Raw genomic sequence first — 1,412 nt, forward strand, 5'->3', positions numbered from 1 at the left:
CTAGTAGGGCTTTGTTAGGTACCCCGATTCATCACCTTCGGTTAGGTTGTGATCTTCTGTCAGGTGTGACACCTGAGGAGATGGAGACGGTCCGCCCGCGCCTGGAGGCGTTCGCGGCGGAGACGCTGGGCTCGCTGGCCCGTCGGGATCAGCGAGCCAAGGGTGAGCTGTATGTGCGCGGGCTGCTGCTGGACGGCAAGCGCAAGTCGATGCAGCCGATGGCCGAGCGCCTCGGGGTGGACCACCAGCAGCTCCAGCAGTTCGTGTCCTCCTCGACCTGGGACTATTCCAAGGTTCGTGAGCGGCTGGCACGTTGGGCTGCAGCGCACATCGCCCCAGAGGCGTATGCCATCGACGATGTCGGCTTCCCCAAGGACGGCTACGACTCCCCGGGGGTGGCACGGATGTACTGCGGAGCGCTGGGAAAGCGTGGAAACTGCCAGATCGGGGTCAGTGTGAACCTGGTCAGTGACCGTGCGTCCTCGGCCGTCGACTGGCGCTTGTTCCTGCCAGGGAGCTGGGACGACGCCAAGCACGGCGAGGACCCGCTGCTGGCCGAGGCGATCAGGTGCCGCCGCGCCAGGGCGGGTATCCCCGACGCAGCACGGCATCGAGAGAAGTGGCGCCTGGCCCTGGACATGCTCGACGAGGTTCGCGGGGACTGGGAGTTGCCCGATCTGCCAGTCGTCGCCGACGCGGGATACGGCGACGCCACGGGCTTTCGCGAGGGCCTGACCGAGCGTGGTCTGACCTACACGGTTGCGGTCAAGGCCATCACGACCGCCTACCCGGGCGACGCGAGACCCGAACGCCCGCCGTACTCCGGACAGGGCCGCCCTCCCGTGTCCGCCTACCCCCAGCCGCACACCACCCTGCGCGCGCTGGCCCTGGCAGCCGGACAAGCCTCAGCCCGCACCATCACATGGCGCCAGGGCAGCAAGGCCACCAAGCGCAACCCGAACGCCGACATGCGCTCGCGGTTCCTGTCGCTACGAGTTCGTCCGGCCAACCGATCGATTCGCAAGAACACCGACGGGTCCCTGCCCGAATGCTGGTTGCTCGCCGAATGGCCCCACGACGCCACCGAGCCCACCGACCACTGGCTGAGCACCTTGCCCACCAACACTCCGCTGCGGGAACTCGTGCGAATTGCCAAGATCCGCTGGCGAGTTGAGCACGACTACCGCGAGCTCAAGAATGCCCTGGGCCTGGACCACTTCGAAGGACGCAACTACCTCGGCTGGCACCGTCACGTCACCCTCGCCGCCCTCGCCCAGGCCTTCTGCACCATGCTCAGACTCGACCCAAAAGCCCCTGCGCCGGCCTGACCCTCTACGCGGTCCTACGCGAACTCCAGGCCCTCCTGGCCACCTGGACCGGCGCCTGCTCCATATGCGGCCAACCCGTACCAA

The 1,412-nt window shown here is 67.1% G+C and carries 1 protein-coding gene; it reads left to right on the forward strand.

Annotated features, from left to right (window positions below):
• The first annotated feature begins 65 nt into the window (after positions 1-65).
• Positions 66-1,328 (forward strand): IS701 family transposase, encoded by a 1,263-nt coding sequence (locus ACH4EW_RS32445; RefSeq protein ID WP_398263153.1) that lies wholly within the window; start codon positions 66-68, stop codon positions 1,326-1,328.
• The last annotated feature ends 84 nt before the right edge of the window (positions 1,329-1,412 follow it).

The sequence above is a fragment of the Streptomyces sp. NPDC018000 genome (assembly GCF_044328025.1).
In the GTDB taxonomy this organism is placed as follows: domain Bacteria; phylum Actinomycetota; class Actinomycetes; order Streptomycetales; family Streptomycetaceae; genus Streptomyces.